The organism is Sediminibacterium sp. FW305-C-269, assembly GCF_058231045.1.
This window is the reverse complement of sequence record NZ_JBIQXQ010000001.1, coordinates 158,253-180,017: the sequence shown is the minus strand read 5'-3', so window position 1 is coordinate 180,017 and position 21,765 is coordinate 158,253. Positions and strand designations below refer to the sequence as shown.

Sequence of the window (21,765 nt, the reverse complement as noted above, 5' to 3'; positions counted from 1 at the left end):
ATAGCATACTCATAATAACCGCGCCCTTGCGTCTTTGCGAGAAATTTTCCCGCCAAGGCGCAAGGGCGCGGTTTGTATTTTGTTATTTTATTTTCCTGTAGGCCGATGGTAGCGGATCGGTGGTGCAGGTTCTTTTTTCAGTTGAATACCTTGTGTGGGTAATAATCTCAATGCTTCCTGTACCGCTTTTTCCAGTTGCGGATCATGGCCTTCGATAATGGCTTTCGGATCCTGTAATACTTCTATGTCAGGTGACACGCCAACAGCTTCTACGGCCCATTGTCCGTCTGTATCAATAAAACCACCTCTTGGTGCTACCATGGTTCCGCCATCAATGAAGGGAGGTGTATCCCAGGTACCTACCAGTCCACCCCAGGTTCGGGTGCCTACCAATGGTCCTATTTTCATTTTATGGAACATATAGGGTAACAGGTCTCCGCCTGATCCTGCATTTTCATTAATGATCATCACTTTGGGTCCCCAGATCCCCGCCATGGGTGTGGTGGAAAGTTTGTGGCCGGCTACCCGGTTGTTAAAATAGCCCTGTAGTTTACGGCTCATGATATCGATCATATAATCGGCAGCAGAACCTCCGCCGTTATTCCTTTCATCAATGATGGCGCCTTTTTTATCCTGCTGCGAAAAATAGTAGCGGTTAAAATACGTGTATCCCGGATTTCCGGTATTGGGTACATATACATAAGCCAGTTTACCGTCTGATAAGGCATCCACTTTTTTCCGGTTATTCTCTACCCAGTTGCGTGAGCGTAAAGCACCTTCATTGGCAATGGGTACCACGGTTACCGTTCTGGCGCCTTCCATTCCGGGTTTGCTGTTTACGCGGATCTTCACCTGCCTGTTGGCAGTTGCTTCAAACAAACTATACAGGTTCATCGAGGCAGTCAGTGTTTTGCCATCCACTTCCACCAGGTAGTCGCCTTCTTTCACATCTATGCCCGGACCACTGAGCGGGGCGCGCAGTTCCGGATTCCAGTTCTCACCGGTATAGATCTTTTTGATTCTGAAGTATCCGTTGTCGATACTGTAATCAGCACCCAGCAAACCGATCGGCACATTGGGCACATCGGGGAAATCGCCGCCACGGGTGAAAGAGTGCCCTACAGATACTTCGCCGCCTAATATGTCGATGATATAATTCAGGTCTGAACGATGTTTTACATGTGCTACCCAGGGTTTGTACCAGTTGTATACCTGGTCCCAAGGTGCGCCATGCACATTGTCCACGTATAAAAAGTCGCGCTGAAAACGCCAGCCTTCCCGGTAGATCTGTTCAGCTTCCTTACCCGGATCCACCAATACTTTCATGCCCTCAACTGCCAGGCGCCCTTCACCTGGTCTGGGAGGCGCCATGGTTCCGGTGATGAACCAGCCGGCATTGTTCCGGAATAACAGGCTTTTCCTGTCGAAGCTGGTAGAGCTGCTGAAAACCGTTCTACCAAATTCAGTTCCTTTTTTGTCTTTCAGGCTGTAACGCGATAATACCACACCCGGCTCATTCTGGATGGCTTCTGAATAGAAAACGGTTCCTTCAGGGCCGGCGATCAATTCAACGTAATTCCTGGCGGGGAGATTGATGGAAAGAATGCGCTGTTCTATTCCATCAAAATCGATCTTCACTTTTACGCCACCACCGGTTGGTCTGGCGGAAGCTTTGGAAGTATCGCCTGGCTTTTTCTCTTCTTTGGCAGGCTCTTCATCACTTTTGGGTTCAAATGGTGAGGGGGCATCTTTACTTAATACCGCTACATATAAAGCGCGGTTAACGGGATAATTGTAGCTGCTCATATCCAGCCATCCGGTACTCAGACCATAATCGGTGCTCGCCAGGAAATAGAGGTATTTGCCACTCTCATCCCATTGCGGATCGATGGCATCGGACAGGCCATCTGTTAAACGGGTGCTTTTGGCTGTTTCCAGACTGTACAGTTTCACCGCTTTGAACTGGTTCTCCTGTATCTGCACATAAGCGATCCATTTGCTGTCGGGCGACCAAACGGGGTTCATGGTACGGTTCGGATGCGCCAGGCGGTCTGTATCAACCAGCTTTACCGAACCGGTGGCCAGGTCTACATACCAGATATTATAATCGGTATCGGTGAACGCGATGTATTTACCATCGGGCGACCAGGCCGGTAAGAAATAAAAAGTATGGTTGGGTATGGGATATGCTTTGGGTGCCTGCAGTCCCGACTGATCGCCTACCATGAGCTGGTATTCGCCACTGGCATCAGAGAACCAGGCGATCTTTTGTCCGTCGGGCGACCAGGCCGGGTAACGGTCGGCAGCGCCGGTGGAACGGGTGATGTTGCGCCAGTCGCCATTCTCTTTGGGTACGGTGAAAATTTCGCCCCTGCTTTCAAACAAAGCGCGTTTGCCGGTGGGTGAGAGACTTGCGTTGATAAAGGAGGCAGCTCCCAGGTTGTTCCACCTGGGCCTGCCCCAGTTCAGATCGCCCGCTGCCTGTATGGCGAGCTGTTTGCCTTTGTTGGTGGTCAGGTCGAAACTATGCAGGTAACCACCCTGTTCGTATACCAGTGTCTGGTCATGGGCAGACAGGTTCTTGATGTCAAAGTCCTTATGAAAAGTCAGTTGTTTCTGTTGTTTGCTTTTGGGGTCATACGACCATACGTTATTGATGTAATCCTGTTCCGACAAAAAATACAGGATACCATTTGCCCATACGGGACTGCTGTGTCGTTCCTTATCGCCCTGTTTGGTCTTTGCGGTCTCCTTTGTTTTCATGTCAAAGATCCAGATGGGCTGAGCCTGTCCGCCACGATAGTTGCGCCACTCAACGTCCCAGAGTGGAGAAGGCTGGTATGCCATCTGTTGCCCGTCTTCAGAGAGGCTTCCTGCATAACCGAAAGGCAGTATCATGGGTTGCGCCATTCCGCCTGTTACACTGATGGTATAAAACCGGGTAGTGGCCGTTGGAAAACCTTCCCTGCCGGAAGTGAAATAGATGGATTTGCCATCCGGTGTCCAACCCTGTACCATGTCGGCAGAAGGATGCCAGGTAAGACGTTTGGGTTCACCACCCTGCGAGGGTATCAGGTACACATCCGTATTACCATCGTACTGACCGGTGAAAGCGATCCACTTGCCGTCGGGGCTGAATTTAGGATTGCTTTCCGTGCCCAATGCACTGGTCAGTCTCCGTGCATCTCCACCCTCACGTCCCACGACCCATAGGTCATCGCCATGCACAAACACGATCTGGTCTTTACTGACATCCGGTTGTCGGAGCAGCATGGTGCCTTGTGCTATGACCATATTGGTTGCAAGCAAGAGGGCAAGACAGGAGAGTAATCCTCTGCCAAAGGCTAAACGGTATTTCATAACAGTGAGTTTTAGTCTGTCTAATGTACTCAAAGAATAGCAGAAAGTCTATCTCTGGAAAGGATAACCGGTAAAGGAAGGGGCAGCATGCTTTATTTATTTTAACGTGTTGCGCTCCTATTAACTTCTTACTATAATCGGAGACCCTCTGCGAAACCTCTGCTCCTCCTGTTCTCCGCGGTGAAAAAAACCTTACAAAAAGGCCGTTTGCAATTGTTCGGAAGGTTATTCACCGTAGAGAATAGGAGAACAGGGAGTTTTAGCAGAGGCTTCAATAGAGCAAAACACGTTATTTTTAGCTAACTTGAATGTTTGATAAAACAAAACTTATGTACCCATACCGTTTTCTCAGATCTGCATTTTCGCTGCTACTGCTGCTGTCGTCTTTTGTTGTTCTGGCCCAGAACAAAATGGTTGTTAGCAATCCCAATGCATCCTACCGTCCGCCGGTATTTACAGATGCAGACAGGCTGGAGAAGCTCTCAGCTTATTTTCCGCTGGTTGAAAAGCTGTACAAGGACTATGCGGAGAAGAATCATTTCCCAGGTTATGCATTCGGTATCATGCTCGATGGTAAACTGGTTTTCTCGGGTGGCGGAGGGTATACCGACATTGAAAAGAAGACACCGGCCACTACCCGGTCCATGTTCCGGATCGCTTCTATGAGCAAGAGCTTTACTTCCATGGCCATACTGAAGCTTCGCGATGAGGGCAAGCTGAAACTGGATGACCCCGTATATCTCTATATCCCTGAAATGAAAGGACAGAAGATAACAAAAGATGCGCCTGAGATCACCATCCGTCATTTGCTGACACATTCGGCCGGTTTTCCGGAAGACAATCCCTGGGGCGACCGCCAGCTGGCAGATACGGATGCGGAACTGATAGCCATGATCAAAAAAGGGATCTCGTTCTCCAATGCACCCGGTATTGCCTATGAATACAGCAATATGGGGTTTGCCATGCAGGGTTACATCATCAAAAAAGTAACGGGCATGCCTTACAGCGAGTATATTGAGAAAAGTATCTGGAAACCATTGGGCATGAACCAGGCGCAATGGGAATATACCAAAGTACCTGCGAACGAACTGGCACATGGGTATCGTTGGATCAATGACAACTGGAGAGAAGAAGCTTTATTACATGATGGTATTTACGGAGCCATGGGAGGTATGATCACTTCCATCGAATCGTTCAGTAAATATGTGGCTCTGCACCAGCAGGCATGGCCCGTAAGGAATGATGCAGATGCCGGACCCATAAAGAGAAGCTCACTTCGCGAAATGCACCAGCCCTGGCGTTTTGCCTCGCTGAATGCAGGATACAGGTATCCCAGCGGACGCGCCTGTGCACAGGCTGGTGCTTATGCTTATGGATTACGCTGGGCAGCGGACTGCGAGGGACGTGAAACCGTGGGGCATACCGGCGGTCTGCCCGGTTTTGGCAGTAACTGGTCCTTTGCGCCACAATATGGTTTGGGGGTTATCTTCTTTGCCAATGTGACCTATGCGCCTACAGCCTTTGCCAATGTGATGGTGATGGATACCTTGCTGCGTCTGTCCAAAATACAAGCCCGCCAATTGCCTCCTTCGGACATATTAACCAAACGGAGAGACCAGTTGGTGAAGTTATTGCCTGACTTTTCTGATGCGGAAAGCTCGGGCATCTTTGCTGAGAATTTCTTCGCTGATTATTTTACGGATGCTCTGAAGAAAGAAGCCAATGCGGTATTTGCCAAAGCCGGCAAAATACTGTCCGTGCAGGAACTGGTTCCCGAAAACCAGTTGCGCGGTTATTTCATTATGGAGGGAGAAAAGGCGAATGTTTGGGTGAGTTTTACCCTTACACCTGAAAACCCCGGATTGATACAGGAATACCATATCCGATCCTTAGAAAAATAGACACCAGGTTTGAAATTGTATATTAAGAATATGGTCTGTGCCCGCTGCATAACTGCGGTGAGCGAAATATTGCAGCAAATGCAGTTACCGGTACAGCATGTACAACTGGGTGAAGTGGTGTTGCAGGAAGAACCTACAACAGCCCAGCGCTACCAACTATCTGAACGCCTGCAGGAAATAGGCTTTGAATTACTGGATGATGCCAGGAAACAGCTGATTGACAGGGTGAAAACCATCGTAATAGAACAGATACATCACAAAGGAGATGAGAAGTTCCCTTTTCCTGAAATCCTGGCTAAATCTTTGAATAAGGAATATTCGGTGATCAGTAAACTGTTTTCAGAAACGGAAGGGGTTACCATAGAACAATATGTGATACTGCAGAAAATAGAAAAGGCCAAGGAGTTGCTTGCTTATAACGAGATGACGCTGAATGATATCTCTTTTCAATTAGGGTATAGCAGTTCCGCGCATTTGTCGGCTCAGTTTAAAAAAGTTACCGGGCTAACGCCCTCTCAATTCAAAGCGTTGGGGATTCATCTGCGTAAACCGATTGATGGTATCTGACAACAGAATATAAATCTTACCCAGTATTGTATAACGGCAAGGCCGATGGCCGAAGTTAGTTTTGTGGTAAATACCATTACTATGAAACATAACTACCATGTAACCGGAATGACCTGTGCCAGCTGTGAAAAAAAAGTGAAGACGGCATTAGCTATTGTTCCCGGTGTAAAGAACATTGAAATCGACCGAAATAGTCAAACGGTTACCGTGTCAATGAACGCCCATATTGCCACCACCACTTTGCAACAGGCTTTATACGAATACCCCAAATACCAGTTGACAGATAATATTGTCCCGCCTGTTACAGGGATTGCTGAAGAAGAGCCAAGGTCATGGTTGGCCATCTATCGTCCTTTATTACTGGTTTTTGGATATATTATCCTGGTGACCCTGATGACAGCTATCTCTTATGGTTCTTGGGACCTGATGCATTTGATGCGGGTATTTATGGCCGGTTTCTTCCTGGTTTTTTCCTTTTTCAAGATGCTGAACCTGCAAGGTTTTGCCGATAGTTATTCGATGTATGATATTGTTGCCAAAAGATTTCGTGTATGGGGTTATATATATCCTTTTGTTGAATTGGCATTGGGTATCGCCTATTCTGTAAACTTCTATGCGGTGGTCACCAACAGCCTAACATTGCTGGTAATGCTGGTAAGTATTGTGGGTGTTTTACAAAGTGTATTTAACAAAAGAAAAATCAAGTGTGCCTGTTTGGGAGCGGTCTTTAACCTTCCCATGAGTACCGTTACCATCATAGAAGATCTGCTGATGATTGGTATGAGTGCTGCAATGCTGTATCAGATATAATATTGAGCGTGTTGTAAAACGCTTTTTTATTGTTTCAGCGGTTTACCTACTTCCACGCTGCAATCATGTCCCGGCTGGCCATGTGGCGGGTTCAATTTTACGCCGGCAGCATTGGGTGCCACTGGTTGCGGGGCGCTAACAGGTGCAGCTGGTGCAGCAGTCAGAGGCGCACCCACGGCAATATCGCAGCGATGACCAGGTTGTCCATGTGCCGGGTTCAGCCTGGCGGTGGTTTTTACAGAGGGGGCTGCCGGTTTTACCGGTTTGGCGGGTACTGTTTTTTGAGCAGGAGCTGCTGGCGCCTGTGTATTGACAACGGCTGTGCCGGCAGGATTGTTTTTGGGAGGATTGATCATCATTCCAGGGTAAGGCTGTCCGGGTTTCATGGGAGCGGCAGCGGGTTTGGGTGCAGCCGGTGCTGAATTCAGCGGTGCGCCAACAGCGATATCGCAACGATGACCCGGTAAACCATGCGCCGGATTCACAGCATTTGTTTGTGCCGATGCTTGAACGGTTACCAGTAGAACAACGAGGGACAGCAGCTTACTCTTTCTCATACTTAAAGATAGGGACAATTCTCAAAACGCAGTAGTGACCGATCGGGTATAAAAAAGGCTGCAGTATTTTCACTGCAGCCTTTTTGTGTGACCGGTATGGGTCATCTATTCGCCGGGGTGATAGGTCCTTTCTGCATGTTTTACCACATCTTCCTTGTAAAACAATACGTCTTTGAATTGTCCCTTGGTGTACATGACCGCCTGGTCGCCAAAATGTTTTGACTGCATATCGCCGCTGTTACCACCTGCCAGCAAGGATTTGGCCGTTACCTTTTTGCCAAACTCTACGGCACAGATAAAACTGTTGCCATTGTATCCATACCGGAGCTTGGTTCCGGGATAGGTCCTGCTGACAAAGGAGGGCAGTGCTCCCCAGGTGGATGCCGCAAAACCGCAGGGAATGCTGGGTAACCTGTCATCGTGTTTATCTGCAATATCGGCTGTGATGCGTTGGTATCGATTGATCTCTCCCCAGGGTTTTTGCCAGGTGCCGAATTTCTGGGTAAGCTCATTCAGGGTGGCTGCCAGCGGTGCCAGTAATGCTTCGGCAGGTGCGGTTGCTGCAAATCGATGTGTTTTTTCTACCTGGTCTGCTTTATCGTCGGGCCCGTTGGGTTTCTGTATGATTGGCCAGATCTTCTGGGCCCATTCAATGGCAACGGTGGTGGCAATGGATGGCTCGGATGAGTTCCTGTCCCAGGCTTTTAACAAAGCGATCGGTTCCGCCAAAGATGCATCAACGGATGAATGATCCTCATATGCTTTTACAAGGGCCGGAATCAATACATCAAAAGCAGCCAGATGTGTATCGTAACCCGATGCGATGGTCTTGTCGAGGGTGTAGGCAGTATTGGCATCCAGTATTTTGGTAGCATTCACGCCACGGAAATTCTCACCCATGGGTGCCATGTAGGCCGGGAAATTTTCTTTTTTAGGAGAGCTGCTTCCCGATACGGTGAAGGGGGTGGAATTACAGTTCTGGATCCATCCCGTGGCCGGATTTTTTACCTGTATCAGTTCATCCAGTGTGTGCAACCCTTTCCACTCGGTAAGCGGGGTGGTGCCGTCCACGGGTTTTGACCAGTTGTATCTGGGATCACGCTTTGGCATGAAATTACCATGCCAGTAAGCGATATTACCCTTGTCATCCGCATACACGGTGTTGTTGGAGGTGTTGGCCAGCAGCTCCATGGTTTTTTTGAATTCCACATAATCCCTGGCTTTAGTCCGTTCCCAGGATTGTATGATGCCTTTTACGGAACGGTTATTGGCTTTTACGCTGATCCAGTTACCGTTTCGCCGGGCCATCACCGGACCATGATGCGTATAGTAAGTGGTGATGGTCTTGCTTTGCAACTGCCCGTTACTGAGGTACCTGAGTGTGATGTTCTTTGTGCCCACAGGTTTTGTGGTACCATCATATTCATACACCCATTGGTTGCCTTTTTTGCTCACTTTCTCTATATAAGCGTCGGCCACATCGCTGTAACTGCTGGTGTGCATCCATCCCAGGTGCTGGTTAAATCCCTGGTAGATGAAGAACTGCCCCCAGGTAACGGCCCCGTATGCATGTAAGCCCTCCTCACTCTGAACGGCCACTTCGGGACGGAAATAAAAAGTGACATGCGGATTGATATACAGTATTGCATTACCCGATGCGGTCTTAGCAGGTGCAAGGGCAAAACCATTGGAACCACCCGGTAAGGGATCCACTTCAGGTGTGATCAGGGCTGCGGTCACTGCCGGTTCACCGGAATAAAAACTTTTCAGTTCATTCACGCTGATGTCTGCCACATCAATGGCGCCAATGCTGCCATCGGTCCATAACATGGGATACCAGGGCTGGAACCGGGTTAGCAGGGCAGGTTTTACCGAAGGGTGTTTGTAGAGATAATAGTTGATGCCATCTGCATAGGCATTGAGCAGTTTCTGTAACCAGGCGGGACTGTTCCGATAATCCTTTACCGCATCGGCCGAATCGATGATCATCCGGATCTGCAGGTCGTTGTACAGGTCTTTTTCTCCGTTCACTTCTGACAGTCTGCCCAGTTTTTCAATGTAGTTCATCTCCACTCTTTTGAAATCGTCTTCGCATTGTGCGTAGAGCAGTCCGAAAACAGCATCGGCATCAGTTTTTCCGTATATATGCGGGATGCCCCAGTTGTCGCGGATGATGGTTACTTTTTTTGCCTGCTGCTCCCATTGGCTGATCTCCGTTTTTGAAAAAGGCTGTGCCAGCAAATGGATAGGTGCAATCAGCAATAAGAATAGCTTTCGCATGTTTAGTTTCTTTTCTGGTGAATCTTATTTGAGTTTTCGCATAAAGTATTCTGCTACCGCATTGTATACGGTGACCGCGTTGTTCCAGTTCATCCAGTGATGGGTATCGTCTACGACCATCATGGTCTCAAAAGGTACACTGTGTTTTTCAAGGCGGTTGATGAGGTCTACACTCTGGTTGAATCGCACGTTCCTGTCATCGTCTGCGTGGATGATCAGTACCGGCGATTTCCATGTTCTAACAGACGACACGGGTGAGGAGGCCCAGGCGGTCTGTAAGGCTTTTTCGTAATCGGGTGCTTTCTCATATTTCTCTCCCGCAGTCATCAGGGCAGCCTGTGTTCCCCAATCGTGCACACCATGAATATCTACCCCGGCGGCAAATATTTTTGAATCTCTGGCCAATGCCATAGCGGTAAGATACCCTCCGTAGGAACCGCCGTAAATGCCAATACGTTTGGCATCCACAAAGGATTGTTCCTGTAACCATTTCCCGGCAGCCTGTATGTCCTGGTATTCGGCAGCCCCGAAAGCACCGCCGTTTTTGGCCTGGTGAAATTCATACCCATAACCAATGCCCAGGCGATAATTCACTACCAGTACCACAAATCCCTGACTGGCCAGGTATTGGTTGGCCGCATAGGCATTGGAATAATAGTCTGAATAGTTCCAGCCCAGCAGCATTTGGCGCGGTGGTCCTCCATGTACGTATACAATGGCGGGTTTTTTTGAAGGGCTTGTTCCTTCGGGCATGAACAGGTCTGCATGTACCGTTACTCCATCGGCAGCTTTGAATAATACCTGTTTGGGTGTCACCAGTTTGTGACGTGGGAAATCTGCAGGAACCCTGTCTTCGCAGAGTAAGCGTATCTTTTTATCGCCGTTCAGCGGCATGACAGCTGGTAATGGACTCTGCTGTGCGGTTGCACTGATAAAAGCCAGGCTGTTACCGCCATCGGTTACAACAGGGGTCCACTCAAGTCCGCTGCCGGGTGTCAGTACCTGCATATCCGCTTTGTCTACACTTACGATGGCTGCATGCCTTCTTTCTATATCCAGCGGATCATTACCGGTATTGGCGCTGAAGGTCAGCTTTTTCCTGTCAGTGCTTAGGGTGATGTGTTCACACATGAAATTACCGGGTGTCAGCAACAACTCTTTTCCACCGGTAGCAGCTATGGAGTACAAATGCGGCCAGCCATCCTGGTAAGATAGAAAAACGATCCGGCCATTGGTAGCCCAGTGCAGGTTGGTACCACCATGTGTGGTGGGCGCAGAGCCGCGCAGGGTGGTGGGTGCTTTCCACAAAAGCGTTTCTTTACCGGTATGTACATCGGCCGTATAGATGCTCCATGGCTGGTGTTTTTTAGCCATCAAAGAATCGGGCTCTCCACCAGCCCCCGGTCTTCTTACAAAAACGATCTGTTTGCCATCCGGTGACCAGCGTGGGCTGAGGTCGCGGTAAAAAGATGCCGCGATCCATTTGATGGGACTTGCCGCATCCGTATAGATGCCGATAATGGAATGATCGCCCCGGTTGGATACGAACAGGACTGCGGTTCCGTCCGGATGCCATTCCAGTGAGCTTACCGATCCTCTTGTGGTAAATAGATTTTTGGCAGCAGCAGCGCCATCTGTCGGGGCCAGCCATACCTGCCCGTTTTTGATAAAGGCAACTGTTTTGCCGTCGGGAGAAATTTCCGGTGCATCGCCTTCTGACAGGTATTTGGTATCTCCACCGGCAAAGGGCACACTGGCTATCTGCACTTTAAAAGGGTTCACATCGTGTGAGGCGTTGATGGGCAGACCTGCATCGTAATTGGAACCATGATCGCCGCCACGAACAAATACCACCCATTTACCATCATCCGAAAGCGTAAGGCTGGTGATCTCCTGTCCGTCGTTACGGTTGAAAGCGGTCAGCTTCCTGGGTGTAAATGCGGGACCTTCTGCAACGTATACATTTCGAACACCCTGTTCGTCCAATGACCAGGCTATCCGTGAACCTTGAGCGGCAGCATGTAATTCGGTAGGGAAGGGATAGTTCTTGTAAGATCGAAAAGGAATGTCCTGTGCCCATACCTGCAGGGGCAGCAATAACAGCAGCAGTGCTTTTCTCATGTGTGTTTATTTTGGAAGAATACAATATGGCTTGGAGCGTTTGATAACGCGTTCCTGCTATTTTTCGTTCGCCTGTAAAACCCTGAGGATATTGCCGCCCATGATTTTAGTGATATCCTTTTTGCTGTATCCTCTTTCCAGCAATGCCTTGGTAATGACGGGATAGGTGGTTACATCATCCAGCTGCTGCGGGGCGGAATTGATGCCATCGAAATCAGAACCCAATCCTACATGGTCAACCCCTGCCAGCTTTACGATATAATCCAGGTGATCCAGTAACATGGATAAAGGGGCCCTGGCAGCCTGTGCCTCTTCCACATATTTATCAGCGATCAGGGTAATGGCATATTCCCGCTGCATGCCTGTTTTCACCAGTGAATCGAGTTCTGCCATGTGCGACCGGATAAACAGCGTTTCTTTTCTTTTGGAACTGCTGTCTACAAAACCGGAATAGAAATTCAGGTCGATCACCCCTCCGTTCTTACCTACGGCAATGATCTGTTCGTCTTTCAGGTTCCGGAACGAAGGACAAAGTGCATACGCATTGCTATGCGAAACGATGACGGGTTTGGTGGTGGTCTGTATGGCATCCCAGAAAGTCTGTTCGCCCACATGTGAAAGATCCACCATCATACCTAACTCATTCATCCGTTTGATCACCTGTTTGCCAAAATCGGTAAGTCCTTTGGTGGTGGCGGCCAGGCTGTCTTTTTTTCCTGTTTCCAGCATGGCCGATGTTGCCCAGGAGGGAGAATTATTCCAGGTCAGGGTCATATACCGGGTTCCACGGGCATAGAGTTTGTCCAGGTTCTCCAGTTTGTCTTCGATCATGTGCCCGCCTTCCACACCGAACATAGCCGCCAGTTTCCCCTGCCTGATAGCGCGTTTCAGCTCTTTTGTATTCTTTACGATGGCGATCTTATCTGGGTTGCGCGCCACTACTGCATCCAGTGTGTCCATTTCACGGTTGGCCCAGGCAAATGGGTTCTCTTTGCTGCCATCGCACCATACGGAAAAGATCTGTACATCCACACCTCCCTCTTTAAAACGGTTCAGATCCGAGTGGGTCCTGCCTTTCAGGTTATCATCCATACTTACTTTTTTCTCCATACAGGCAGTAAGGATATCGTTGTGCGAATCGATCACGATCGCATTCTTGTGGATCTTCTGGTACTGTTGTGCCTGAACGGTGAAAGGGATGAGGAGGAGTGCTAGTTTTTTTAACATGGTAAGTTATTAACGGGTGAGCAGGTTACGGATCTGTTGGATGGTATTCTCGAATTGGTCAGATGCATTGTTGCAGAGGATGATCAGTGTTTTCTGTTTGCCGATGAAACGCATGATCTCTGTCTTGTAGCCGGGATTGTCTCCATTGTGCCATACGATCAGACCGGATGGGTCGTTGGTGACGGGGATCCATCCAAAACCATAATTGGAGATACTTCCGTTGTTCAACACCATGGGTTTGAAGGCTTCTGCCAGCGTGGATTGTTTGACGAGTTTTTCCGTGTAGAGAGCCTGGTCCCATTTCAGCAGGTCCTGTGCAGTGGAACTGATGCGCCCGGGTCCTTTTCGGTTACCCAGCCAGATGGTGTAATCGGAGGATGGGAAAGAATCGGCACGGATAAAATCATTTTTTTCCTTCACATAGATATGCCCGATGGCGAAATTCTGTACCGCTGCTTTTTCCGCCAGCGTTCGGATGGCGGTATGTTTCATGCCGAGTTTCCGGAAGATCTCTGCCTGGCAGAATTCTATGAAGTCACGACCGCTCACTTTTTCAGCGATGCTGGCCAGTAATACATACCCGGTGTTGCTGTACTGGTATTTCTCTCCCGGCTCAAATAGCTTGGGTGGGGCATACCGGTTCAGGTATGCCAGTATATCAGGGTTCCCGGCTACCTTGCTCTTATCCCAATGGGTATCCATGATCTCCTGGTAGTCGGGTAATCCGCTGGTATGGGTAAGCAGGTGGCGTATGGTAATGCCTTTGTAAGGGATGTCCAAATATTTCTCCACCAGGTCGTCGTATTGCAGCAGGGCTTTCTCGTGCAACATCATGATCACCATGGCGGTGAACTGTTTACTTACCGAAGCCAGTTCAAATACATCGGTTTTTTGCAGGGGTTCCTTATCTGCGAATCTCCGGTACCCCATTACTTTTTCATACACGACCTTCCCTTTCTCTGCAATCAATACCACAGCATTGATAGGTTGTTTACCGGCTGCGGGAAGTAAAATGGAATCAATGCCCCTGTATTCCTGTTTCTGGGCATATCCCAGTGTACAGGCAAATAACAGTGTTGCCAAAAAGTATGTTCTCATGGTCAGTTTTTCAGACGTAAAGTAGTGCCGGCCCGGGTACCATTGTGTTTGCCCTGGTCCACCGTTACCTGCCCGTTCACCAGCACGTATTGAAAACCGGTGCTGTACTGGTGTGGTTTGTCGTAGGTGGAGAGGTCCTGCACTTTCTGCTCATCGAACAACACAATATCTGCTGCAAAACCTTCGCGAAGTAATCCACGGTCGTACAGCTGGAACTTCTGTGCGGGCAGGGATGTCATTCTGCGGATGGCTTCTTCCAGTGAGATCACTTTTTCTTCACGCACATATTTGCCCAATACCCTGGCATTGGTGCCATACCCCCTGGGATGCGGGTTGCCCGAAGCGTATACACGGATGCTGGCATCGCTGGCAAACATGTTGAAGGGATATTGCATGATGGCTTTCACATCTTCGTTACCCATACCATGGAACACCATACCTGCGCCGCCCTGCTCCATCATTTCCATAATGGTCTCGGTCTCTTCTTTGGCCTTGTGTTTTCTGCCTTTCATCAGGTTCACTTCCTCAATACTTTTTCCGTTAAAAGTGCTGTCTGCCCGGAAAGAAGCCACCACCGGGTAACTGAAATGTTTGAGTTTGCGTTTCTTCAACCGTTTCAGCATATGTTCTGCAACCTGTTTCCTGATATCGGGGCGGGCCAGTCTGGCCTTAATGGAGTCCTGCCCGTCGGCCAGCACCCAGTCCGGTAATAAGGTACTCAGTGAAGTGCTGCTGGCAGTATAGGGATACTGGTCGATGGTGACATCCAGCCCTTCCTCCCGGGCTTTGATGATCATGGGTAGGGTTTCCCTGCTGCGTCCCCAGTTCTGTTGGCCGCTCAATTTAAAATGTGAGATCTCTACCGGTATCCTGGCTTCCCTGCCAATATGCAGGGCTTCTTCAATGGCCTGGGTAACGCTGTCGCCCTCATCGCGCATATGGCTGGCATATACACCATGGTATTTGGCGGCCGCTTTGGCCAATCGAACCACTTCTTCGGTCTTGGAATAGGTTCCGGGAATATAAATGAGGCCGGTAGACAACCCTACGGCACCGTCTTTCATGGCCTGTTCCACGATCGATTCCATCTGCTGCATCTCCGCTTCGTTGGGGTCACGGTTGGCCGAGCCCATGGCGGCTTTGCGCACATCATTATGACCGATCAGGGTGGCTACATTGATGGAGAGTTGCAAACTGTCCAGCATGGAGAAATACCGGCCTATGTTCACGTTGGAGCCACCACAGTTACCGGTGACTACAGAGGTCACGCCATCATAAATGAAATTATCGGCCGTGGGTTGCCTTTTTTCTTCCCCTTCAATATGGGTGTGTACATCGATGAACCCGGGGGCAACCACCAGTCCGCTGGCATCAATGGTCCTGGGTGACGACCAGCGGCTAAGCTTGCCTACGGCTGCGATCCGTCCTTTCTGTATGGCAATATCGCCATAGAACCAGCTGTTGCCGGTACCGTCCATGATCTTGCCGTTTTTGATGAGGATATCGGCCTGCTGGCCATATCCCAGGGCCGTCAGCAGCAAACAGGTGCAAAACAGAAGCAATCGCATAATCAATCGTTGAGGGTCATGAAATTAAGTAATCTCTGAATAGTCTGCGCGCTTCCCCGGTAAAACTGTAGTTTTGCCAACTTTAATAGAAGGATATGCTGAATAAGCTTGATGCGATAAAAGCGAGATTTGAACAGGTGGGTATTGCCCTCACCAACCCGGAAGTGATTAATAACCAGAAGGAATTTGGCGCTTACAGCAAAGAATACCGTTCTCTGGAGAAGATCGTGAAACCTTACGAGGAATATAAGAAAGTACTGGCCGACTACGATTTTGCCAAAGAGGCCCAGAATGGTACCGATGAGGAGATGCGCGAACTGGCCAAAATGGAGCTGCCCGAACTGGAGCAGCGAAAGGAAACGCTGGAAAAAGAACTGACCAAACTGCTGATACCCAAAGATCCCCAGGACGATAAAAATGCGATTCTCGAGATCCGTGCCGGAACGGGTGGTGATGAGGCCAGCCTGTTTGCCGGCGACCTGCTGGGCATGTACCTCCGTTATTGTTCACGTAAGGGCTGGAAAACAGCGATCGTAAGTGAAAGCGAAGGAACGGTAGGCGGTTATAAGGAAGTGGTGGTGGAAGTGACCGGCGAAGACGTATACGGAACCCTGAAATTCGAATCTGGTGTACACCGGGTACAGCGGGTGCCGGATACAGAAACACAGGGCCGCGTGCATACCTCCGCTGCAACCGTTGCGGTGATGCCTGAAGCGGAAGAAGTGGATTTTGAACTGAAAGAGAGCGATGTAAAAATGGAGACCGCCCGAAGTGGTGGTGCGGGTGGACAGAACGTAAACAAAGTAGAGACCAAAGTATTTCTTACCCATATTCCCACAGGTGTGGTAGTGGTTTGCCAGACCGAACGTTCACAGCTGGGCAACCGCGAAAAAGCCATGGCCATGTTGCGTACCAAACTCTACGAAGAGCAGGTGCGTAAGCAGGAAGATGAGATCGCGCGGCAACGTAAAACCCTGGTCAGCACAGGAGACCGAAGTGCCAAGATCCGCACCTATAACTGGCCGCAGGGACGCGTTACCGATCACCGGATCGGGCTTACTTCCTATAACCTGGATGCCGTGATCAATGGTGATATCGATGAATTCATCGAAGCCCTGCAGATGGCAGAGAATGCCGCCAAAATGGTGAACCAATAAAAGGTTCCTGTAACTTTAGCAGTGTATCCAAAAACCTGCTGAATGAAACCTTCTGTATGCTTCTTATGGTTCCTGTTGCCTTTGCTGGGTATTGGCCAGGGACAGAACCTTCAGTTCATGAAGGAATCCAATGCTTTTTTGCAGGATGTGAACGGCCATCCACTGATGCTGCGCTCGGAGTATGCCATTGAAGGCAGCCCTTTTTTCCATAGCGAATATTGTACGGCAGAACTGAAGGTGCGTAACGGAAGATCCTACAGCGGGATCAAGGTAAAACTGAACCTGCAGGAGAACCTCGTGATCTATGATGCGGGCGACGGGAAGGAAATGGTGTCGGTACCCCCTATCGAAAGGATCCTATTCACAGACTGCAATGATGTATCTAAAAATACGATACTGCAAAGCGGTTTTCCCGCAGTGGATGCACAGACCACAAACAGTTTTTACCAGTTGCTGGACTCAGGCAGGCTGCAGTTGCTGAAACATATCGGGATCAACTATAAGGATATCAAGTATTATGGCAGCAACCAGACCACCCGCGTATTCACGCAGAAGGAAACCTATTATGTGTACAGCCCTGAGAAAGGCATGCGGAAAATAGCTGCGAAAGACAACAGCTCGGTCATCGCTTTGCTGGGCGATCATGGGCAGGAACTGGCTGCCTATGTTTCATCCAATGACCTGCGATGCAAAAAAGAGGAAGACCTGCTGAAACTGGTTCGCTATTACAACGGGTTAGCGCGTTGAATTCAGTGCTCAGTTGTTCTTTACCTGTTCTTCTGTTTCCCTGATCTTACGTTCCCATGCCCAGGCGGTCTGCATCATGTCCCGCAGGTTGTAACGGATCTTCCAGCCCAGCTCTGTAACGGCCAGGTTATTGTTGGCGTAGATGGCAATCACATCGCCTGGGCGTCGAGGACCGATCTCGTAATTCAGTTTTACGCCGCTCACTTCCTCAAACATATGAATGGCTTCGAGTACGGTCACACCATCGCCGGTGCCCAGGTTAAAGACATCGCAGCGGGTCTTGTTCTTTCTGGATGCCAGGTACTGGATCGCGAGTGTGTGTGCATGGGCAATGTCACAGACATGGATATAATCACGGACACAGCTGCCGTCACGGGTATCGTAATCATTTCCATGTACCCACATTTTCGGCAGTTTGCCGATAGCGGTCTGTGTGATCACGGGTACCAGGTTCTGGGGTTTGCCAACCGGGATCTCGCCGATCAGCGTGGAAGGATGTGCACCTACCGGGTTGAAATAACGCAGCAGGATGGTAGACAGACCAGGTAAGGCTTTGGTAAAATCCTGCAATATCTGTTCTCCCATCTGTTTGGTGGCGCCATAGGGCGATTCTGCTTTTTTGATGGGGGATGCTTCTGTTACCGGTATCTCATCAGGGTTGCCATAGACCGTACAGGAAGAGGAGAAAACGAAATTCGGGATATTGAACTCCTGCACACATTTGAGCAGGTTGATCAATCCGAAAATATTGTTCTCGTAATAACGTATGGGTTCCTCAACCGATTCGCCAACGGCTTTGTAAGCAGCAAAATGGATGATGCCGCTGATGTCAGGATTCTCCTGGAATACGGCACGTGTTTCGTCGAAATTCTTGAGGTCCACCGTATAATTCTTGACCTTTTTACCGGTGATCTGTTCAATACCGTTCAGGGCATAACTGGTTGACCTGGAATTATCATCCACAGAAACCACAGAGAAGCCGTTTTCTAACAGATCTACAATGGTGTGTGAACCAATAAAACCGCATCCGCCGGTAACGAGGATCTTAGACATACTGATAAGTTATCCTGCAAGATAATTTGATATGCAGAATAAAATTCATTTTACCGTCGGGCTTAGATAAATAGTTTCAGCAGGTAGTATACCAATGCCGCAATGGCTGCGGAAATAGGAATGGTCATGATCCAGGCCCATAACAGGTTTACGGTCACTCCCCAGCGTACGGCACTCAAACGTTTGGTGGCGCCAACGCCGATGATGGAACCGGTAATGGTATGGGTGGTAGATACCGGGATCTTGAAATGTTCTGTCATGAACAGGGTAATGGCACCTGCGGTTTCAGCGGCCACACCTTCCAGCGGGGTCACTTTGGTGATGCGGGTACCCATGGTTTTCACGATCTTCCAACCGCCGCTCATGGTTCCCAGGCCAATGGCCAGGAAGCTGCAGAAAGGCACCCAGCTGTATTCATTCACGAACTGGTTAAAGTCCATGACATTGCCTTTGACCGTCTTTTCGTAATAGATCATGGCGGCACCGATGATCCCCATCACTTTCTGGGCGTCATTGCCACCGTGGCCAAGACTGAAGGCCGCCGAAGATACCAGCTGTAGTTTCTTGAACCAGTTCTCTGCCTTATACGGGTTCGATCGTTTGCATAAGTGTACAATCAGGATCGTGATCATGAAGGCGATGAACATACCGATCAGCGGGGCCATGAAAATAAAGAGGAAAGTGGGTACCACTTTTACGTAATTGATCACATCCACCCCATTCTCACTGAAACCGCCGGCATGTGCCAGCGCAGCACCAACGAATCCACCCATCAAAGTATGCGAAGAACTGGAAGGGATACCGAACCACCAGGTAACCAGGTTCCAGATGATGGCGGCAATGATACCCGCCAGGATCACTTCCAGGGTGATGAATTCTCCATGAACCCATTTGGCTACCGTATTACCGATGCCGAATTCCTTGAAGATATATTTTGAAATGAAAAAAGCAGCGAAGTTGAAAAAAGCAGCCCAAAGCACTGCCTGGAAAGGGGTGAGTACCTTGGTAGAGACTACTGTGGCGATCGAATTGGCTGCATCATGAAACCCGTTGATATAATCGAAGATGAAAGCGAGCGCAATAATGATGATAAGGATCGTAAACATATTGTTTAATTAGTAATCAGTAGTCAGTAATGAATAATTATTGTGCTGCTGTTGATGGTAATAAGGAATGAAAGAGGCCTTATTTCTAATTATTAATTACCAATTACCCATTAAATTATGCGTATTTGATGATAATGGATTCGATCACGTTGGCCGCGTCCTCACATTTGTCGGTAACGATCTCCATTACCTGGTAGATCTCTCTTTTCTTGATCACTTCCTTGAAGTCGTTCTCCTGCTGGAAAAGCATTTCAATACTCATATCAAACACATCATCCGCCTGGTTCTCGATACTGTTCACTTTTACCATGGCTTCTGTCATCTCGCGCAGGTTCTTCATATCACGCAGACCCAAAACGGCTTTTTTGATCTCGATAGAACCCTGCAGGATCAGGTCGGCCATCTTCTGGATACCGGTATCGTTCGGGTTTACATTATAGAAATTGATTTTCTTGGCACAGGCATAGATATAATCTGCGATATCGTCAAGCGCACTGGCCAGGTAGTGTATGTCTTCACGGTCAAAAGGAGTGATGAAATTGCGGCCCAGTTCTGTGAAGATACGGTGGGTATTATCGTCGTTCTTATGCTCCAGGTCCTCTATCTGCGACAATACCGACACGCGTTTGTTGGCATCGGGTTCACTCACCATTTCTTTGAGTTTGATACCCATCTCATGCACTTTCTCGGCAACGTCTTCAAACAGTTCATAGAAGACCTTGTTCTTTGGCATGAAAAAGCGACCGAAGTTGTTGATACCCATACATTCAAAATTTAGGCAAAAGTAACATTATGGACTGCAAAGTTGACTCCATTCAATCAATTAATGATTTGGTAACATTGGATTTTCCTGTTTTTTCGTATCAAAATGACCATTTTGAGCCCTTTTGGTAATGATTTGGTCTCTTTTTGTTCATTTTCCGGTAATGTACCTATCGCAACTTTGCAACACAGTAAGCAATGGCAATAGCATTTTCTCATGTTCGGCCCCGATGTCTATCGGGGCTTTTTGAATGATGAACGCTGAACAAGGAATGATGAATGTTGAATGGGAAAGACGGTTCAACATTCATCATTCCTTGTTCAACATTCATCATTCCCTAGTCTTTTCTCGCTTCAAGGGTAAATCCTATGGTGGTACCCACGTCCAGTTTACTGCGTACGTGCATGGTCTGGCCATGTGCTTCGATGATATGTTTGCAGATGGCCAGTCCCAGGCCGGTGCCGCCTACGTCGCGGCTTCTGCCCCGGTCGGTTCGGTAAAAACGTTCAAAAATGCGGGGTAAATGTTCCTCCGAGATACCGATACCGTCATCACTGAGTTCGATGAGCACATGCCGGCCATCGGTCTTGTAGATGCTGGCTACGATGCTGCCATCCTGTTTTCCGTATTTGGTGGCATTCTCTACCAGGTTATTCAACACCTGCCGGATCTTTTCCTTGTCTGCAAAGACCGTGATGGGCGATTCGCAGCCTTTTTTGATACTGCAGCGGATATTTTTTGCATGGGTCTTGATAGAGAGTGCTTCAAAGGTTTCGCGTATCAGGTCCTGGATCACAAAATTCACCTTGTACAGTGGCTGCTGTCCGCTTTCCAGCTTCGATATCTCGTCCAGGTCCTCTACCAGGTTCACCATCCGCTCCACATTGCGTGCCGTATTTTCCAGGAAACGTTTGCTTAGTTCAGGGTTCTCCATGGCCCCGCCCAGCAAAGTATCCACGTATCCCTGTATGGCGAAAATGGGTGTTTTGAACTCGTGTGCCAGGTTTTGCAGGAATTCTTTGCGGTAGGCTTCATTGGTCTTCAGCAGTTCTATCTCAGCACTACGCTGCTCGGCCCATTGCTCCACATCCTGCCTCACTTCATCAATACCTTTCTGGGGAAGGATATATTTATAATAGGTCTCTTCCCGTTTGCTGGCCTTGGTCTGGTAAATGAACTTGTAAATGAGTTTGATCTTACGGTAGATGAAGGACTCCAATACAAAACGGATCAACAGGTAACTGCCTACAAAAGTGATGCCCAGCGAAGTCACTGCAATGACCCAATCAGGCCGTAATATCCAGATACCCACCGAGATAGGGATCGATAGGATCAGCGCTGTAAAAGCCGATAACTGTTGCGGAGATAGGTTCTTGGTCTTGAACATCTATTCAAAGTTACTGGATTCTGGTTTCTGGATGCTGGATACTAGATGCTGGATGCTGGATGT

Annotated in this window: 16 protein-coding genes; 5 read left to right on the top strand and 11 right to left on the bottom strand. The window is 48.8% G+C overall.

Features of this window, described 5'->3' with window-relative positions; translation table 11 throughout:
- Positions 1-87: 87 nt before the first annotated feature.
- Positions 88-3,360 carry a S41 family peptidase gene (locus tag ACH3Y6_RS00765; RefSeq protein WP_490833653.1) on the bottom strand — a complete coding sequence of 1,091 codons (3,273 nt, stop codon included), beginning with the start codon at positions 3,358-3,360 and terminating at the stop codon, positions 88-90.
- Positions 3,361-3,689: 329 nt separating this feature from the next.
- Between ACH3Y6_RS00765 and ACH3Y6_RS00760 the strand changes: the two genes are divergently transcribed.
- The 3 genes from ACH3Y6_RS00760 to ACH3Y6_RS00750 all read left to right on the top strand — a co-directional run bounded on the left by ACH3Y6_RS00760 (position 3,690) and on the right by ACH3Y6_RS00750 (position 6,638).
- A complete protein-coding gene (locus ACH3Y6_RS00760; RefSeq protein ID WP_490833652.1) occupies positions 3,690-5,261 on the top strand; it encodes a serine hydrolase domain-containing protein in 1,572 nt (523 codons plus the stop codon).
- A gap of 9 nt (positions 5,262-5,270) precedes the next feature.
- The gene (locus ACH3Y6_RS00755; protein ID WP_490833651.1) at positions 5,271-5,828 is read left to right on the top strand and encodes a helix-turn-helix domain-containing protein; all 558 of its coding nucleotides are present in this window, start codon (positions 5,271-5,273) and stop codon (positions 5,826-5,828) included.
- 81 nt (positions 5,829-5,909) lie between these two features.
- A complete protein-coding gene (locus tag ACH3Y6_RS00750; RefSeq protein ID WP_490833650.1) occupies positions 5,910-6,638 on the top strand; it encodes a heavy-metal-associated domain-containing protein in 729 nt (242 codons plus the stop codon).
- A 26-nt stretch (positions 6,639-6,664) separates the two neighbouring features.
- Here ACH3Y6_RS00750 and ACH3Y6_RS00745 read toward each other — a convergent pair whose 3' ends face one another.
- The 6 genes from ACH3Y6_RS00745 to ACH3Y6_RS00720 all read right to left on the bottom strand — a co-directional run bounded on the left by ACH3Y6_RS00745 (position 6,665) and on the right by ACH3Y6_RS00720 (position 15,489).
- On the bottom strand, positions 6,665-7,195 hold the full coding sequence (locus tag ACH3Y6_RS00745) for a hypothetical protein (protein ID WP_490833649.1): 531 nt from the start codon (positions 7,193-7,195) through the stop codon (positions 6,665-6,667).
- A gap of 105 nt (positions 7,196-7,300) precedes the next feature.
- Complete coding sequence (locus ACH3Y6_RS00740) at positions 7,301-9,475, bottom strand: penicillin acylase family protein (RefSeq protein ID WP_490833648.1); 2,175 nt, start codon at positions 9,473-9,475, stop codon at positions 7,301-7,303.
- Positions 9,476-9,499: 24 nt separating this feature from the next.
- Complete coding sequence (locus tag ACH3Y6_RS00735) at positions 9,500-11,596, bottom strand: S9 family peptidase (RefSeq protein WP_490833647.1); 2,097 nt, start codon at positions 11,594-11,596, stop codon at positions 9,500-9,502.
- A 57-nt stretch (positions 11,597-11,653) separates the two neighbouring features.
- Positions 11,654-12,823: a dipeptidase gene (locus ACH3Y6_RS00730; RefSeq protein WP_490833646.1), complete on the bottom strand. Its 1,170-nt coding sequence runs from the start codon at positions 12,821-12,823 to the stop codon at positions 11,654-11,656.
- Positions 12,824-12,832: 9 nt separating this feature from the next.
- Positions 12,833-13,921: a serine hydrolase domain-containing protein gene (locus ACH3Y6_RS00725; protein ID WP_490833645.1), complete on the bottom strand. Its 1,089-nt coding sequence runs from the start codon at positions 13,919-13,921 to the stop codon at positions 12,833-12,835.
- 2 nt (positions 13,922-13,923) lie between these two features.
- On the bottom strand, positions 13,924-15,489 hold the full coding sequence (locus ACH3Y6_RS00720) for an N-acyl-D-amino-acid deacylase family protein (protein ID WP_490833644.1): 1,566 nt from the start codon (positions 15,487-15,489) through the stop codon (positions 13,924-13,926).
- Positions 15,490-15,584: 95 nt separating this feature from the next.
- On the opposite strand from ACH3Y6_RS00720, the gene prfA reads away from it, so the two are divergent.
- Both prfA and ACH3Y6_RS00710 read left to right on the top strand, forming a co-directional pair.
- Positions 15,585-16,646, top strand: a complete 1,062-nt coding sequence (prfA, locus tag ACH3Y6_RS00715; protein WP_490833643.1) for a peptide chain release factor 1 — start codon at positions 15,585-15,587, stop codon at positions 16,644-16,646.
- Between the two features lie 42 nt (positions 16,647-16,688).
- Entirely contained in the window at positions 16,689-17,393 is a 705-nt protein-coding gene (locus ACH3Y6_RS00710) for a hypothetical protein (protein ID WP_490833642.1), read from the top strand.
- A 9-nt stretch (positions 17,394-17,402) separates the two neighbouring features.
- On the opposite strand, the gene galE is transcribed toward ACH3Y6_RS00710, so the two are convergent.
- The 4 genes from galE to ACH3Y6_RS00690 form a co-directional block, all read right to left on the bottom strand.
- Positions 17,403-18,446 (bottom strand): UDP-glucose 4-epimerase GalE, encoded by a 1,044-nt coding sequence (gene galE, locus ACH3Y6_RS00705; RefSeq protein ID WP_490833641.1) that lies wholly within the window; start codon positions 18,444-18,446, stop codon positions 17,403-17,405.
- 62 nt (positions 18,447-18,508) lie between these two features.
- Complete coding sequence (locus ACH3Y6_RS00700; protein ID WP_490833640.1) at positions 18,509-19,552, bottom strand: inorganic phosphate transporter; 1,044 nt, start codon at positions 19,550-19,552, stop codon at positions 18,509-18,511.
- A 115-nt stretch (positions 19,553-19,667) separates the two neighbouring features.
- A complete protein-coding gene (locus ACH3Y6_RS00695; protein WP_490833639.1) occupies positions 19,668-20,315 on the bottom strand; it encodes a DUF47 domain-containing protein in 648 nt (215 codons plus the stop codon).
- Positions 20,316-20,652: 337 nt separating this feature from the next.
- The gene (locus tag ACH3Y6_RS00690) at positions 20,653-21,702 is read right to left on the bottom strand and encodes a sensor histidine kinase (RefSeq protein WP_490833638.1); all 1,050 of its coding nucleotides are present in this window, start codon (positions 21,700-21,702) and stop codon (positions 20,653-20,655) included.
- Between the last annotated feature and the right edge of the window lie 63 nt (positions 21,703-21,765).

Excerpts from the sequence above, each read along its gene's own strand:
- ACH3Y6_RS00740 (WP_490833648.1), bottom strand. The coding sequence starts at position 9,475 with ATGCGAAAGCTATTCTTATTGCTGATTGCACCTATCCATTTGCTGGCA.
- ACH3Y6_RS00750 (WP_490833650.1), top strand. The coding sequence starts at position 5,910 with ATGAAACATAACTACCATGTAACCGGAATGACCTGTGCCAGCTGTGAA.
- ACH3Y6_RS00765 (WP_490833653.1), bottom strand. The coding sequence starts at position 3,360 with ATGAAATACCGTTTAGCCTTTGGCAGAGGATTACTCTCCTGTCTTGCC.
- ACH3Y6_RS00720 (WP_490833644.1), bottom strand. The coding sequence starts at position 15,489 with ATGCGATTGCTTCTGTTTTGCACCTGTTTGCTGCTGACGGCCCTGGGA.
- ACH3Y6_RS00730 (WP_490833646.1), bottom strand. The coding sequence starts at position 12,823 with ATGTTAAAAAAACTAGCACTCCTCCTCATCCCTTTCACCGTTCAGGCA.
- galE (WP_490833641.1), bottom strand. The coding sequence starts at position 18,446 with ATGTCTAAGATCCTCGTTACCGGCGGATGCGGTTTTATTGGTTCACAC.
- ACH3Y6_RS00735 (WP_490833647.1), bottom strand. The coding sequence starts at position 11,596 with ATGAGAAAAGCACTGCTGCTGTTATTGCTGCCCCTGCAGGTATGGGCA.
- ACH3Y6_RS00745 (WP_490833649.1), bottom strand. The coding sequence starts at position 7,195 with ATGAGAAAGAGTAAGCTGCTGTCCCTCGTTGTTCTACTGGTAACCGTT.
- ACH3Y6_RS00690 (WP_490833638.1), bottom strand. The coding sequence starts at position 21,702 with ATGTTCAAGACCAAGAACCTATCTCCGCAACAGTTATCGGCTTTTACA.
- ACH3Y6_RS00760 (WP_490833652.1), top strand. The coding sequence starts at position 3,690 with ATGTACCCATACCGTTTTCTCAGATCTGCATTTTCGCTGCTACTGCTG.
- ACH3Y6_RS00710 (WP_490833642.1), top strand. The coding sequence starts at position 16,689 with ATGAAACCTTCTGTATGCTTCTTATGGTTCCTGTTGCCTTTGCTGGGT.
- ACH3Y6_RS00700 (WP_490833640.1), bottom strand. The coding sequence starts at position 19,552 with ATGTTTACGATCCTTATCATCATTATTGCGCTCGCTTTCATCTTCGAT.
- prfA (WP_490833643.1), top strand. The coding sequence starts at position 15,585 with ATGCTGAATAAGCTTGATGCGATAAAAGCGAGATTTGAACAGGTGGGT.
- ACH3Y6_RS00725 (WP_490833645.1), bottom strand. The coding sequence starts at position 13,921 with ATGAGAACATACTTTTTGGCAACACTGTTATTTGCCTGTACACTGGGA.
- ACH3Y6_RS00695 (WP_490833639.1), bottom strand. The coding sequence starts at position 20,315 with ATGGGTATCAACAACTTCGGTCGCTTTTTCATGCCAAAGAACAAGGTC.